The organism is Klebsiella sp. CB_Kp196 (assembly GCF_040061575.1).
In the GTDB taxonomy this organism is placed as follows: Bacteria; Pseudomonadota; Gammaproteobacteria; order Enterobacterales; family Enterobacteriaceae; genus Klebsiella; species Klebsiella michiganensis.
This window is the reverse complement of sequence record NZ_JBEAFH010000057.1, coordinates 33,840-47,534: the sequence shown is the minus strand read 5'-3', so window position 1 is coordinate 47,534 and position 13,695 is coordinate 33,840. Positions and strand designations below refer to the sequence as shown.

At 55.8% G+C, this 13,695-nt stretch carries 8 protein-coding genes and 1 pseudogene; 7 read left to right on the top strand and 2 right to left on the bottom strand.

Translation table 11 applies throughout. The features are described 5' to 3' along the window. Positions 1–100 precede the first annotated feature (100 nt). From cmoM to ABLU87_RS20710, 7 genes and pseudogenes are all read left to right on the top strand, one after another. Positions 101–887, top strand: a pseudogene (gene cmoM, locus ABLU87_RS20740) (tRNA uridine 5-oxyacetic acid(34) methyltransferase CmoM). After that, on the top strand, positions 884–2,206 hold the full coding sequence (gene mukF / locus ABLU87_RS20735) for a chromosome partition protein MukF (protein ID WP_014228648.1): 1,323 nt from the start codon (positions 884–886) through the stop codon (positions 2,204–2,206). Before cmoM ends, mukF begins: the two are co-directional and overlap by 4 nt. Continuing rightward, complete coding sequence (mukE, locus tag ABLU87_RS20730; RefSeq protein WP_004100725.1) at positions 2,187–2,891, top strand: chromosome partition protein MukE; 705 nt, start codon at positions 2,187–2,189, stop codon at positions 2,889–2,891. Before mukF ends, mukE begins: the two co-directional genes overlap by 20 nt. Beyond that, the gene (gene mukB / locus ABLU87_RS20725) at positions 2,891–7,339 is read left to right on the top strand and encodes a chromosome partition protein MukB (RefSeq protein WP_109240763.1); all 4,449 of its coding nucleotides are present in this window, start codon (positions 2,891–2,893) and stop codon (positions 7,337–7,339) included. Before mukE ends, mukB begins: the two co-directional genes overlap by 1 nt. A 183-nt stretch (positions 7,340–7,522) precedes the next feature. Then, positions 7,523–9,316 (top strand): L,D-transpeptidase, encoded by a 1,794-nt coding sequence (ldtD, locus tag ABLU87_RS20720; RefSeq protein ID WP_046878173.1) that lies wholly within the window; start codon positions 7,523–7,525, stop codon positions 9,314–9,316. Positions 9,317–9,616: 300 nt separating this feature from the next. Next, positions 9,617–10,168: a YcbK family protein gene (locus tag ABLU87_RS20715; RefSeq protein WP_004130967.1), complete on the top strand. Its 552-nt coding sequence runs from the start codon at positions 9,617–9,619 to the stop codon at positions 10,166–10,168. A gap of 13 nt (positions 10,169–10,181) precedes the next feature. Further along, positions 10,182–10,829, top strand: coding sequence for an MBL fold metallo-hydrolase (locus tag ABLU87_RS20710; RefSeq protein WP_014837967.1), 648 nt, complete (start codon positions 10,182–10,184; stop codon positions 10,827–10,829). A 59-nt stretch (positions 10,830–10,888) separates the two neighbouring features. On the opposite strand, the gene ABLU87_RS20705 is transcribed toward ABLU87_RS20710, so the two are convergent. Both ABLU87_RS20705 and ABLU87_RS20700 read right to left on the bottom strand, forming a co-directional pair. Further along, on the bottom strand, positions 10,889–12,079 hold the full coding sequence (locus ABLU87_RS20705; RefSeq protein WP_109240762.1) for an amino acid aminotransferase: 1,191 nt from the start codon (positions 12,077–12,079) through the stop codon (positions 10,889–10,891). 187 nt (positions 12,080–12,266) lie between these two features. Continuing rightward, on the bottom strand, positions 12,267–13,352 hold the full coding sequence (locus ABLU87_RS20700) for a porin (protein ID WP_014228653.1): 1,086 nt from the start codon (positions 13,350–13,352) through the stop codon (positions 12,267–12,269). Positions 13,353–13,695: the final 343 nt, after the last annotated feature.

Below are 13,695 nucleotides of genomic sequence, written 5' to 3'. Positions count from 1 at the left end.
CCATATAACCAAAGATATGCCCGGATCTTACAACAGATCGCTTCATTCTCCGCGCGGGTATGACAAAATAGCGGCTTTGTGTTGGCGTGTGGAGTCACCCGTGCAGGATCGTAATTTCGATGATATTGCTGAAAAGTTTTCGCGCAATATATACGGCACCACCAAAGGCCAGCTGCGGCAGGCGATCCTCTGGCAGGATCTGCAACCGCTGCTGGACCGGCTGGGGCCTGGGCCATTGCGAGTTCTTGACGCGGGCGGCGGCGAAGGGCAGACGGCGATCAAAGTGGCGGAAATGGGGCATCACGTCACGTTATGCGATCTCTCTGGTGAAATGGTGGCTCGTGCCCGGCAGGCGGCTGCCGATAAAGGTGTGATCGACAACATGCATTTTGTACAATGCGCGGCTCAGGATATTGAGCAGCATTTGGAAAGTCCGGTCGATCTGATACTGTTTCATGCGGTGCTGGAGTGGATAGCCGAACCACAGGCGATGTTGCGTACCCTTTGGTCGATGCTGCGCCCCGGCGGCGCGTTGTCGCTGATGTTCTACAATGCTAACGGTCTGTTGATGCACAATATGGTCGCCGGAAATCTCGACTATGTGCAAATCGGCATGCCGAAAAAGAAAAAACGCACGCTGTCGCCGGACTATCCGCGCGATCCGCAGCAGGTTTACGGCTGGCTGGAAGAGATTGGCTGGCAGATTACCGGCAAGACCGGCGTGCGGGTGTTTCATGATTATCTGCGTGAAAAACACCAACAGCACGATAAATTTGCGGCGCTGCTGGAGCTGGAAACGCGCTACTGTCGCCAGGAGCCGTATATTAGCTTAGGCCGTTATATTCACGTCACCGCGCTTAAGCCGCAGATGCAAGGATAAACTATGAGTGAATTTTCCCAGACAGTCCCCGAACTGGTTGCCTGGGCCAGGAAAAATGATTTTTCTATTTCGCTGCCGGTCGACAGACTCTCTTTTCTGCTGGCGATTGCCACGCTGAACGGCGAGCGGATGGAAGGGGAAATGACCGAGGGAGAACTGGTGGATGCGTTCCGCCACGTGAGTGATGCGTTTGAGCAGACCAGCGAAACCATCAGCCAGCGCGCCAATAATGCCATTAACGATATGGTGCGCCAGCGTCTGCTGAACCGCTTTACCAGCGAAATCACCGAGGGTAACGCTATTTATCGCCTGACGCCGCTGGGCATTGGGATCACCGACTACTATATTCGCCAGCGCGAGTTCTCCACCCTGAGACTGTCGATGCAGCTATCCATCGTTGCCAGCGAACTCAAGCGCGCCGCCGACTCGGCAGAAGAGGGCGGCGATGAGTTCCACTGGCATCGTAACGTTTTCGCTCCGCTGAAGTACTCGGTAGCGGAAATCTTTGACAGCATTGACCTGACTCAGCGAATCATGGATGAGCAGCAGCAGCTGGTGAAAGATGATATTGCCCAGCTGCTGAACAAAGACTGGCGGGCGGCGATCTCCAGCTGCGAGCTGCTGCTGTCGGAAACGTCCGGCACCCTGCGGGAACTGCAGGATACCCTGGACGCGGCGGGCGATAAGCTGCAGGCAAACCTGCTGCGTATCCAGGATTCGACCATGGCGCGCGACGATCTGAATTTTATCGATCGTCTGGTGTTCGATCTGCAAAGCAAGCTGGATCGTATCGTCAGCTGGGGGCAGCAGGCGATTGACCTGTGGATCGGCTACGATCGCCACGTGCATAAATTTATCCGTACCGCCATTGATATGGATAAAAACCGCGTCTTCGCACAGCGTCTGCGTCAGTCGGTGCAAACCTACTTCGACGCCCCCTGGGCGCTCACCCATGCGAATGCCGATCGTCTGCTTGATATGCGCGATGAAGAGATGGCGCTGCATGATGAAGAGGTCACCGGGGAACTTCCAACGGATCTGGAGTACGAAGAGTTTAACGAAATTCGCGAACAGCTGGCGGCGCTGATTGAAGGACAGCTGGTGGTCTATAAAGAGAAGGGACTGCCGCTGGATCTTGGCCTGGTGGTACGCGAATATCTGTCGCAGTATCCGCGCGCGCGCCACTTTGACGTCGCGCGTATTGTGGTTGACCAGGCGGTACGTTTGGGCGTAGCGCAAGCAGATTTCACCGGACTGCCGGCAAAATGGCAGCCGATTAATGATTACGGAGCCAAGGTACAGGCGCATGTCATCGACAAATATTGAACAAGTGATGCCGGTTAAACTGGCGCAAGCGTTGGCTAATCCGTTATTTCCGGCGCTGGATAGCGCCCTGCGCGCGGGCCGTCATATCGGCCTTGACGAGCTGGATAATCACGCATTTTTAATGGATTTTCAGGATTACCTGGAAGAGTTTTATGCTCGCTACAACGTCGAGCTGATTCGCGCGCCGGAGGGTTTTTTCTATCTGCGCCCGCGGTCGACCACGCTGATCCCGCGCTCGGTGCTCTCCGAGCTGGATATGATGGTGGGTAAAATTCTCTGCTATCTCTACCTCAGCCCGGAGCGTCTGGCCAACGAGGGCATCTTCACTCAGCAGGAGCTTTACGACGAACTGCTGACCCTCGCAGACGAAGCCAAGCTGCTCAAGCTGGTCAATAACCGTTCTACCGGGTCCGACCTTGACCGCCAGAAGCTGCAGGAAAAAATGCGCGCTTCGCTCAACCGCCTGCGCCGCCTCGGCATGGTGTGGTTTATGGGCCATGACAGCAGCAAATTCCGCATCACCGAATCGGTGTTTCGCTTCGGCGCCGACGTGCGCGCCGGTGACGATCCGCGCGAAGCCCAGCTGCGTATGATCCGCGACGGTGAAGCGATGGCGCTGGAAAATCGCCTGCAGCTTAATGATGAGAATGAAGAGAATCAGCCGGATAGCGGGGAGGAAGAGTAATGATTGAACGCGGTAAGTTTCGCTCGCTGACGCTGGTTAACTGGAACGGTTTTTTTGCCCGTACCTTTGATCTTGATGAATTAGTGACCACGCTTTCCGGCGGTAACGGCGCCGGTAAATCCACGACCATGGCCGCCTTCGTCACCGCACTGATCCCGGACCTGACGCTGCTGCACTTTCGTAACACCACGGAAGCGGGGGCGACCAGCGGCTCGCGCGATAAAGGCCTGCACGGTAAGCTGCGCGCTGGCGTCTGCTACTCCGTGCTGGACGTGATCAACTCCCGCCACCAGCGCGTGGTGGTCGGCGTTCGTCTACAGCAGGTCGCCGGTCGCGATCGTAAAGTCGATATCAAGCCTTTTGCGATCCAGGGCCTGCCAACCTCCATCCAGCCAACTCAGCTGCTGACCGAAACTCTTAACGAACGCCAGGCGCGCGTGGTGACGCTCAACGAGCTGAAAGATAAGCTCGAAGCGATGGAAGGGGTGCAGTTCAAGCAGTTTAACTCTATTACCGAGTATCACTCGCTGATGTTCGACCTGGGCGTGGTGGCTCGCCGCCTGCGTTCGGCTTCGGATCGTAGCAAATACTATCGCCTGATCGAAGCCTCGCTGTACGGCGGTATTTCGAGCACCATTACCCGCTCGCTGCGCGACTACCTGTTGCCGGAAAACGGCGGCGTGCGTAAGGCGTTCCAGGATATGGAAGCGGCGCTGCGTGAAAACCGCATGACGCTGGAAGCTATCCGCGTGACGCAGTCGGACCGCGATCTGTTCAAGCATCTGATCAGCGAAGCCACCAACTACGTTGCCGCCGACTATATGCGTCACGCTAACGAGCGACGCATTCATCTCGACAAGGCGCTGGAGTATCGTCGCGATCTGTTCACCTCCCGCGCTCAGCTCGCGGCGGAACAGTATAAACACGTCGATATGGCCCGCGAGCTGCAGGAACATAACGGCGCGGAAGGCGATCTGGAAGCCGATTATCAGGCCGCCAGCGACCATCTGAACCTGGTGCAGACCGCTCTGCGCCAGCAGGAAAAAATCGAGCGCTATGAAGCGGATCTTGATGAACTGCAGATTCGCCTCGAAGAGCAAAATGAAGTCGTCGCGGAAGCGGTTGACCAGCAGGAAGAGAACGAGGCCCGCGCCGAAGCTGCCGAGCTGGAAGTGGATGAGCTGAAAAACCAGCTTGCCGACTACCAGCAGGCGCTGGACGTGCAGCAGACTCGCGCGATTCAGTACACCCAGGCGCTGCAGGCGCTGGAGCGGGCAAAAGCCCTCTGCCATCTGCCGGATTTAACGCCGGAGAGCGCCGACGAGTGGCTGGAAACTTTCCAGGCGAAAGAGCAGGAAGCGACGGAGAAAATGCTGTCGCTGGAACAGAAGATGAGCGTGGCGCAAACCGCGCACAGCCAGTTTGAACAGGCTTACCAGCTGGTGGTGGAGATCAACGGCCCGCTGGCGCGTAATGAAGCCTGGAGCGTGGCGCGCGAGCTGCTGCGCGAAGGCGTTAATCAACGTCATCAGGCCGAACAGGCGCACGGGCTGCGCAGTCGTCTGACGGAGCTTGAACAGCGTCTGCGTGAACAGCAGGATGCCGAACGCCAGCTCAATGAGTTCTGTAAGCGCCAGGGCAAACGCTACGATATTGACGAGCTGGAAGCCCTGCACCAGGAGCTGGAAGCCCGCATCGCATCCCTTTCCGACAGCGTTTCCACCGCCAGCGAACGGCGGATGACCCTGCGTCAGGAGCTGGAACAGCTGCAGTCGCGGACGCAAACGCTGATGCGCCGCGCGCCCATCTGGCTGGCGGCGCAGAACAGCCTCAATCAGCTGTGCGAGCAGAGCGGCGAGCAGTTTGAGTCAAGCCAGGACGTCACCGAATATCTCCAGCAGCTGCTGGAGCGTGAACGCGAAGCTATCGTGGAGCGCGATGAAGTCGGGGCCCGCAAGCGCGCTATCGACGATGAAATTGAGCGTCTTAGCCAGCCGGGCGGTTCAGAAGATCAGCGCCTGAACGCGCTGGCGGAACGTTTTGGCGGCGTACTGCTGTCGGAAATCTACGATGACGTGAGTCTCGATGATGCCCCGTATTACTCCGCGCTCTACGGTCCTTCCCGCCACGCCATTGTGGTACCGGATCTGTCGCTGATTGCCGATCAGCTGGAAGGTCTCGAAGATTGTCCCGAAGATCTCTACCTGATCGAGGGCGATCCGCAGTCCTTTGATGACAGCGTATTCAGCGTCGATGAGCTGGAAAAGGCGGTGGTCGTTAAGATTGCCGATCGTCAGTGGCGCTATTCACGCTTCCCGACGCTGCCGCTGTTTGGCCGCGCCGCGCGTGAAAGCCGCGTTGAAACGCTGCACGCCGAGCGCGAAAGCCTGTCCGAGCGCTTTGCGACCCTGTCGTTTGATGTGCAGAAAACCCAGCGCCTCCATCAGGCGTTCAGCCGCTTTATCGGTAACCATCTTGCGGTGGCCTTTGAGGACGACCCGGAAGAAGAAATCCGTAAACTGAATACGCGTCGCGGCGAACTGGAGCGGGCGCTGACCGCCCATGAGAGCGATAACCAGCAGAACCGGGTGCAGTATGAGCAGGCAAAAGAGGGCGTATCCGCACTCAACCGCCTGCTGCCGCGTCTGAATCTGCTGGCCGATGACTCGCTGGCCGATCGCGTGGATGAGATCCAGGAACGCCTTGACGAAGCGCAGGAAGCCGCGCGCTTCGTCCAGCAGCATGGGAATCAGCTGGCAAAACTGGAGCCGATCGTTTCCGTGCTTCAAAGCGACCCGGAGCAGTTTGAACAGCTGAAAGAAGATTACGTCTATTCGCAGCAGACTCAGCGCGACGCGCGTCAGCAGGCATTTGCGCTGACCGAAGTGGTGCAGCGTCGCGCCCACTTTAGCTACTCCGATTCCGCAGAGATGCTGAGCGGTAATAGCGATCTGAACGAGAAGCTGCGCCAGCGTCTGGAGCAGGCTGAGGCGGAGCGCGCCCGTACCCGCGAAGCGCTGCGTACCCACGCCGCGCAGCTCAACCAGTACAACCAGGTGCTGGCATCGCTGAAAAGCTCCTACGACACCAAGAAAGAGCTGCTCAACGACCTGCATAAAGAGCTTCAGGACATTGGCGTGCGCGCCGACGCCGGCGCCGAAGAGCGCGCTCGTCTGCGCCGCGATGAGCTTCATGCTCAGCTCAGCAACAACCGCGCGCGGCGGAACCAGCTCGAAAAAGCATTGACCTTCTGCGAAGCGGAAATGGATAACCTGACCCGCAGGCTGCGCAAGCTGGAGCGCGATTACTGCGAAATGCGCGAACAGGTGGTCAGCGCTAAAGCCGGCTGGTGTGCGGTCATGCGCCTGGTGAAAGACAACGGCGTGGAGCGTCGCCTGCATCGTCGCGAGCTGGCCTACCTTTCGGCAGATGAACTGCGCTCGATGTCGGATAAGGCGCTCGGCGCGCTGCGTCTGGCGGTCTCGGATAACGAACACCTGCGCGATGTACTGCGTATTTCTGAAGATCCGAAACGCCCGGAGCGTAAAATCCAGTTCTTTGTCGCCGTTTATCAGCATCTGCGCGAGCGTATTCGCCAGGATATCATCCGCACCGACGATCCGGTGGAAGCGATTGAGCAGATGGAGATCGAACTCAGCCGTCTGACGGAAGAGCTGACCAACCGCGAGCAGAAGCTGGCCATCAGCTCCCGCAGCGTGGCCAATATTATCCGCAAGACTATCCAGCGCGAGCAAAACCGTATTCGTATGCTCAACCAGGGGCTGCAGAGCGTCTCCTTCGGCCAGGTCAACAGCGTGCGTCTGAACGTCAACGTGCGGGAAACCCACTCGATGCTGCTGGACGTGCTGTCAGAACAGCATGAACAGCATCAGGACCTGTTTAACAGCAATCGTCTGACCTTCTCGGAAGCGCTGGCGAAGCTGTATCAGCGCCTCAATCCGCAGATTGATATGGGGCAGCGTACGCCGCAGACCATCGGTGAAGAACTGCTGGACTACCGCAACTATCTGGAGATGGAAGTGGAAGTTAACCGTGGTTCCGACGGCTGGCTGCGCGCGGAATCCGGTGCGCTATCGACCGGTGAGGCTATCGGTACCGGGATGTCGATTCTGGTGATGGTGGTACAGAGCTGGGAAGATGAATCCATGCGCCTGCGCGGTAAGGACATTTCGCCGTGTCGTCTGCTGTTCCTTGATGAAGCGGCGCGTCTGGATGCTCGCTCTATCGCGACGCTGTTCGAGCTCTGCGATCGTCTGGAGATGCAGCTGATTATCGCGGCGCCGGAAAATATCAGCCCGGAAAAAGGTACCACCTATAAGCTGGTGCGTAAGGTCGTGAATAATCACGAGCACGTGCACGTCGTCGGGCTGCGTGGCTTCGCACCGCAGCTGCCCGAAACGCTGCCGGGAACGGCAAATGCTTCATAGGATGGTACAATAACCAGCCAAAGGGCGACGCGATGTCGCCCTTTTTGTTATCCGTTCCTGTATTTTAGGATTGTATAATCTTTTAACTTCTTTACATTTGGGAAGGCAAAAGCGTTTTCGTCTTCATATACTGAAAGTAAGCCCCATTTTAGCGGGCAGCAATGTGTTAACAGGGGGCAAGGGATGTTGCTAAAGAAACGGTATGGTCGTCAATTGTCTGCGCTCAGCCTGAGCCTGGCGTTTGCATTTGCTCCACTGTTCAATGTCCAGGCTGAAGAGCCTGAAGTGGTACCATCGGATAGCTCTGCCACCATCAGCGAGCTCTCTTCCGCGCTAAGCCAAAGCGCAAACCAATCCGCGGCGGTCGCCCAAATGGCCGGCGAGCAGGCTCTTTCTGCCGATGCGGCAGCGAAGAGCCGCGCCGGGATTCAGGCGGTACTGCCGTCCGGTTATCAACCCGTATTTATGAATCCGCTGGTATCGCTGTATGCGTCCAGGGATATGAAACCGATGTGGGATAACCGCGAGGCGGTGCAGGCGTTTCAACAGCAGCTGGCTGAGGTTGCTATCGCCGGTTTTCAGCCGCAGTTCACCACCTGGGTTGAGCTGTTGACCGACCCGGCAGTGAACGGTCTGGCGCGGGATGTCGTTCTGTCTGACGCCATGATGGGCTATCTGCATTTTATTAGCGGTATTCCGACTCAGGGCAACCGCTGGCTGTATGGCACGAAACCGTATGCCATGTCGACGCCGCCTCTGTCGGTGATTAACCAGTGGCAGGTGGCGCTGGATAACGGTTCGCTGCCGCAGTTTATTGCGGGTCTGGCTCCGCAGCATCCGCAGTATGCCGCAATGCATCAGGCGCTATTAGCTCAGGTTGCCGATTCCCGTCCCTGGCCGCAGCTCACCGGTAAGACGTCGCTGCGCCCGGGGGAATGGAGCAACGATGCCGGCGCGCTGCGCGAAATTTTACAGCGCACCGGTATGCTGGATGACGCGGCAAAAATTTCGTTGCCCGGCGATGAGGTGGTGAGTCCGTCCGCCGGGAAAAAGGCCAAGAGCAGCGGCCGTGGCGTTTACGATCGCCAGTTAGTGGAGGGCGTTAAGCGCTTCCAGGCGTGGCAGGGACTGGGCGCAGACGGCGTGATTGGTCAGGCGACCCGCGACTGGCTCAACGTTTCTCCTGCGCAGCGCGCCGGCGTGCTGGCATTGAATATCCAGCGTTTGCGCCTGCTGCCGGGTAATCTGGCGACCGGAATTATGGTGAATATTCCCGCCTTTTCGCTGGTCTATTACCAGGACGGTAGCCAGGTGCTGGCATCGCGGGTTATCGTTGGCCGTCCGGACCGCAAAACCCCTATGATGAGCAGTGCGCTGAACAACGTTGTGGTCAACCCGCCGTGGAACGTTCCGCCGACGCTGGCGCGCAACGATATTCTGCCGAAGGTGCGCAATAACCCAGGCTATCTTGAGCAGCACGGCTATACGATGATGCGCGGCTGGAATAGCAAAGAGACTATCGACCCGTATCAGGTGGACTGGGAAACGATAACCGCATCGAATCTGCCGTTCCGCTTCCAGCAGGCTCCCGGCGCGCGCAATTCGCTGGGGCGCTATAAATTCAATATGCCAAGTTCAGATGCGATATATTTGCACGATACGCCCAATCACAATCTGTTCCAGCGTGATGGACGCGCGCTGAGTTCCGGGTGCGTGCGCGTGAATAAAGCCTCAGAACTGGCCAATATGCTGCTTCAGGATGCTGGCTGGAATGATGCGCGTATTTCAGATGCGCTTAAACAGGGGAATACCCGCTACGTTAATATTCGCCAGAATATCCCGGTTAATCTCTATTATTTGACCGCGTTCGTCGGCGCTGATGGACGTACACAATATCGAACAGATATTTACAATTACGATCTCACCGCGCGATCCAGCGCACAAATTCTACCTAAAGCTGAACAATTAATCAGATAAATGAAGTAGTTCAACGGATTTGGTTGTCCTACCTCTGTGTGAAAACGGGCCTTGCACGCTGCAAGGCCCGAGTTTACTGGGGTTAGGCTACCTTGACGTTGGCAATAATGCCCGGTAAGGTGCCTTTCGTGCGCCAGAAGTGCATATACATATAATCCTGCAAAGGCGCTGTGGCAGTAAGCAGCCCGTTCTCCATAGCTGATATTTATTAGCCGTAGGGGAGCGAGCGCGTGCTGGCGGCTAACGGGCGCATTGCGGGAAAAGTATATTACGATTCATTTACCTGTAGACCTGATTATCATGGACAAATTTGACGCTAATCGCCGCAAACTGCTGGCGTTAGGTGGAGCCGCGCTCGGTGCTGCTGCCATTCTGCCTGCGCCGGCATTTGCCACCCTCTCGACCCCCCGACCGCGTATTTTGACGCTGAACAACCTGCATACCGGTGAATCACTCAAGGCGGAGTTTTTCGATGGCAGAGGCTATATTCAGGATGAATTAGCAAGACTTAATCATTTTTTCCGTGATTATCGCGCGAATAAGATTAAGTCCATCGATCCCGGTTTGTTCGATCAACTCTATCGTTTGCAGGGATTACTTGGTACCAACAAGCCTGTCCAGCTTATTTCCGGTTATCGTTCTGTTGATACCAATAATGAGCTTCGCGCGCGCAGCCGGGGTGTGGCAAAACACAGCTACCACACTAAAGGCCAGGCCATGGATTTTCATATTGAAGGCATTTCGTTAAGCAATGTTCGCAAAGCCGCGTTATCTATGCGCACAGGTGGTGTAGGATACTACCCACGTAGCAACTTTGTGCATATTGATACCGGGCCAGTACGGCACTGGTAACGAAAGGAGCCTCATGAACTATCGTATTATTCCGGTTACCGCGTTCGCGCAGAACTGTTCTTTAATCTGGTGTGAACAAACCAAACTGGCGGCGCTGGTCGATCCCGGCGGTGATGCTGAGCGAATCAAACAGGAAGTCGCGGCGGCAGGCGTTAGCCTGATGCAGATTCTGCTCACGCACGGTCATCTCGATCACGTTGGTGCGGCGGCGGAGCTGGCACAACATTATGGCGTGCCGATTATTGGGCCGGAAAAAGAAGATGAGTTCTGGCTGGAAGGACTACCGGCGCAGAGCCGGATGTTCGGTCTGGAAGATTGCCAGCCGCTGCAGCCGGATCGCTGGCTGAACGAAGGCGATACGGTCAGCGTGGGAAATATTTCCCTGCAGGTGCTGCACTGCCCAGGCCATACGCCGGGGCACGTGGTCTTCTTCGATCCTGCTTCCCGACTGTTGATTTCTGGCGATGTGATTTTTAAAGGCGGAGTAGGGCGTAGCGACTTCCCTCGCGGCGACCATAGCCAACTGATCGATGCGATTAAGCGCAAGCTGTTGCCGCTGGGCGATGACGTGTCGTTTATTCCGGGTCATGGACCGATGTCGACCCTTGGCTATGAGCGTCTGCACAACCCATTCCTGCAGGATGAAATGCCGGTCTGGTGACCTAAACCAGCATATAAAAAAGGCCGCACATGCGGCCTTTTGTTTGCCCTGCGCTGAGATTACAGTACGGCAACAATCGCTTCGCACAGCGGCGCCATGTTGTCGGGCGTCATACCGGCGACGTTTATACGTCCGGACGCCACCGCGTAAATTCCGAACTCTTCACGCAGACGCAGTACCTGCTCTTTGGTCAGGCCGCTGAACGAGAACATCCCGTTTTGCTGAATGATGAAAGAGAAATCGCGGCTGGCGCCTTTTTCCTGCAGGGTATTAACGAACAGCAGACGCATACGCTGGATGCGTTGACGCATGTCGGTCAACTCTTGATCCCAGATGGCGCGCAGCGCGTCATTGCTGAGAATGGTCGCCACTACCGAGGCGCCGTGAGCGGGCGGGTTTGAGTAGTTCGCGCGGATAACCGACTTCATCTGGCTGAAAGCGCGGTCTACCGCTTCCTGGTCAGCGGCGACCAGCGTACAGGCGCCCACGCGCTCGTTGTACAGGCCGAAGTTTTTCGAGTAGGAGCTGGCAACCAGCAGCTCTTTATGCAGAGCGGCGAAAGCGCGCAGGCCTTCAGCATCTTCTTCCAGGCCGCGGGCAAAGCCCTGGTAGGCAAAGTCAAACAGCGGCAGCCAGCCTTTCTCTACGGAGAGCTGCGCCAGCTGTTGCCACTGCTCCAGCGTCGGATCGATACCGGTTGGGTTATGGCAGCAGCCGTGGAACAGAACCACGTCGCCGGCCTGCGCTTCGTTCAGGCTGGCCAGCAGCCCCTCGAAGTCGAGTTTGTGATTAGCGGCATCGTAGTAGGTGTATTCGCGCACTTCCAGCCCGGCTGAATTGAACACGCTTTTATGGTTCGGCCAACTGGGGTTGCTCACCCAAATACGTTTAACGTCGGTGTTCTTCGCCAGAAAATCGGCGGCGACGCGCAGGCCACCTGTACCGCCGGGCGTTTGCGCGGTGCGGGCGCGTTTATCATTGATAATTGCGCTTCCTTTCCCGAACAGAAGCTCCTGGGTGCAGCGGCCAAATTCCGGAATACCATCGATACCCAGATAATTTTTAGTGGTTTCATTTTCCAGCAGATACTGCTCTGCTTTTTTCACGCTAGTCAGGACCGGTGTTTTACCCGTTTCATCTTTATAAACACCAATTCCAAGATTAATTTTTGTTGGGCGGTCATCGGCACGAAACAGATCGGCCAGGCCCAGAATTGGGTCGGCAGGGGCGGCGGTAATGTTCTCAAACATGACGAGGTTCCATTGTGATTACTGAAGGGAAATCCGCTATCAGGTTAACGGGAGTTATGTTAATTGCCAACCGTTTGCGACAAAAAGCGAGAAGGTTTTTGAAAGTTACGATCTTCCTCTCAGGAAAGCAGAAAAGCAGGACCGAAGTCCTGCTTTTTAGGCATATCACGAAGGGGTGTACTGCAGATTAGAACTGGTAAACGATACCCACTGCGGCCTGGTCGTCGGTCGCAACGCCAGCGGCTTTGGTGTAATCGTTGTCGTTCAGCTGGTTGAATTTATACGCAGCGTAGACGTTCATGTTTTTGTTGAAGTAGTACCAGGTACCCACTTCGACGTATTTAACCAGGTCAGCATCGCCGCCGGAGAAGCCAGCGCGAGAGCGCAGGTCTTTACCTTTAGTCTGTACGTAGCCGATGGACGGACGCAGGCCGAAGTCGAACTGATACTGAACAACGGCTTCGAAGTTCTGAGTTTTATTAGCGAAGTAGTTGCCTTCGTTTTCCGGCGTCATGTTGTAAGTCTGAGAGTACATGACCGCAGCATAGACGTTGTTCGCGTCATACTTAGCGGAGGTTGCCCATGCTTCAGCTTTTTCGCCCTGACGGTCAGCTTTCTGATCGCCGCTACGGTTGGAGTTCGCATAGCCTGCAGACAGCGCAATGCCGTTGTCAAACGCGTAGGTTGCCGCGGTGCTGAAGCCGTCGCCGTTTTGTTTCTTAACATCACGGCTAGAAGCGTCGTTTTTACCCTGGTACTGCAGCGCGAAGCTCAGGCCGTCAACCAGACCGAAGAAGTCAGAGTTACGGTAGGTGGCTACGCCGTTGGTACGCGCGGTCATGAAGTTGTCGGTGTAGCTCCAGCCGTCGCCGCCCCATTCAACCAGCATATCGGTTGCCGCTTCAACGTCGTAGATGGCGCCGTAGTTACGACCGTAGTCGAATGAACCGTATTCACCGGCTTTTAAGCCTGCGAAAGCCAGACGAGTTTTGGTGGTCTGTTTACCTTCAACATTGGACGCATCCATGTTGTATTCCCACTGACCGTAGCCAACCAGCTGATCGTTGATCTGGGTTTCGCCTTTCAGGCCGATACGGGCGTAGGTGGTATCATCGCTGCTGGTGTCGCCGTTGGTGGTCCAGACGTGCTCGCCAACCATTTTTCCGTAGAAGTCCAGTTTGTTGCCGTTTTTGTTATAGATTTCTGCAGCGTTAGCTGCACCGGCTACCAGCAGGGCAGGAATTACCGCTGCCAGAATTTTGCGCTTCATCATTATTTATTACCCTCATTTATATTTTTTTATGAACACTTGCCACTGCCGTCAATAAGTTTCGTCAATAAAAATTTACAGAACTATTGATGATAGTTTGGTGTCTGGAGGCATCTTTCCATTCAGAACAACGTTTCGCTAGCCTGAAAATGCTACCAATATCGCATATGAGTAACAAGAGGAAATCCTATGTAACTAAATATGTATTTTTGGGAACTTTGTGAACTCAATCAACATTCCGCCCCTGTTCGCCGATTAAATCACCTGTCTTTATATATCTATATGAATTAATTATGATTAATTTAGATAAGAGAGGGTTTGTGCATTTTACGTCAGCATTTTGCTT

What these genes read in the sequence shown, in the direction of transcription:
- ABLU87_RS20715 (WP_004130967.1), top strand. Translation starts at nt 9,617, where the DNA reads ATGGACAAATTTGACGCTAATCGCCGCAAACTGCTGGCGTTAGGTGGA.
- ABLU87_RS20700 (WP_014228653.1), bottom strand. Translation starts at nt 13,352, where the DNA reads ATGATGAAGCGCAAAATTCTGGCAGCGGTAATTCCTGCCCTGCTGGTA.
- mukE (WP_004100725.1), top strand. Translation starts at nt 2,187, where the DNA reads ATGTCATCGACAAATATTGAACAAGTGATGCCGGTTAAACTGGCGCAA.
- ABLU87_RS20705 (WP_109240762.1), bottom strand. Translation starts at nt 12,079, where the DNA reads ATGTTTGAGAACATTACCGCCGCCCCTGCCGACCCAATTCTGGGCCTG.
- ABLU87_RS20710 (WP_014837967.1), top strand. Translation starts at nt 10,182, where the DNA reads ATGAACTATCGTATTATTCCGGTTACCGCGTTCGCGCAGAACTGTTCT.
- mukF (WP_014228648.1), top strand. Translation starts at nt 884, where the DNA reads ATGAGTGAATTTTCCCAGACAGTCCCCGAACTGGTTGCCTGGGCCAGG.
- mukB (WP_109240763.1), top strand. Translation starts at nt 2,891, where the DNA reads ATGATTGAACGCGGTAAGTTTCGCTCGCTGACGCTGGTTAACTGGAAC.
- ldtD (WP_046878173.1), top strand. Translation starts at nt 7,523, where the DNA reads ATGTTGCTAAAGAAACGGTATGGTCGTCAATTGTCTGCGCTCAGCCTG.